At 69.1% G+C, this 1,109-nt stretch carries 1 protein-coding gene; it reads right to left on the bottom strand.

The window, feature by feature from the left end:
- Positions 1-124: 124 nt before the first annotated feature.
- On the bottom strand, positions 125-1,109 hold a 985-nt coding region (locus ACTS11_RS07815), incomplete at its 5' end, for a phosphoribosyltransferase (protein ID WP_442639765.1).

The following is a 1,109-nucleotide window of genomic DNA, read 5'->3' as shown; positions in this document are numbered from 1 at the left end:
GGCTCCGTTCGCTCCGACCGTATCTAATGCGTTGATATGAAAAATCGATTGCAGATCGACGCTCGAGGACGGGAAGCCGGATCGCCACCGTCATTCGTCCGTTATCGTCGGCGCCGGTCCGGCCCTAGCCGGCCGGCGCGCGCCCGGTGCCGGCCATCGCATCCTGCCGGCGGGCGAGCAGGTCGATCACTTCGGAATCGTCGACCTGCGAGAAATCGTCATAATGCGCGCCGACCGCGCGGAACGAACGGGGCGCCGACAGATAGACGAGCTCGTCGCATTCCGGCCGGAACTCTGCAACCGCGTCCGCCGGCAGCACCGGAACGGCGAGGACGAGCCGGGCGGGCGTCGCGCGCCGCAGCGCCTTGAGCGCCGCCTTCACCGTGGCCCCGGTGGCGATCCCGTCATCGACGAGGATCACCGTCCGCCCGCCGACATTGATCGGCGCCCGCTCGCCCATATAGGCGCGGCGGCGCGCGTCGATCTCGAGCAGCTTGCGCTGCATCTCCGACTGCAGATAGTCCGCGCTCGGCGCGATCCGGGGGAGGATGTCCTCGTTCAGGATCAGCTGCGGATTGTCGCCGTCGGCGACCGCCCCGATGGCGAGCTCCTCATAGCCCGGCGCGCCGATCTTCCTGACGAAGAGCGGCTCGAGCGGCGCGTCGAGCGCTTCCGCGATCTCGTAGCCGACGGGCACGCCGCCGCGCGGCAGCGCGAGCACGAGCGGATGCAGTCCGGCAAGATGGGCGAGCTTGCCGGCCAGCGCCCTGCCGGCCTCGGACCGGTCGCGCAGACGGGTGGCGGAACGGTGCATCATGGCGTTCGCGGAACATATTGACCGCGCCCGCCGGACTCCGACTTGATCTCTCTCAACCCCGCCGGGCGGGCCGGGACGGAAATGCCGGAAATCGCGGCCCGACTTGCGCTGAATCAAAGCTTCCGGTGGCAAAACCGCTAGCCCGTGGCCATCAGGGACTTTTCCGGTTGGGACGGCGTGGCGGAAACGACGACGAACGGCGATGGATCGACGGCGCAGCCGGCCTTCCGGGCCGTCGGCCTGCGCAAGACCTACGACATGGGCGAAACCCAGGTCCATGCGCTGCGCGGCG

The organism is Roseicyclus sp. (genome assembly GCF_052168335.1).
GTDB lineage: Bacteria > Pseudomonadota > Alphaproteobacteria > Rhodobacterales > Rhodobacteraceae > Roseibacterium.
This window is presented reverse-complemented; position numbering and strand designations above follow the sequence as displayed.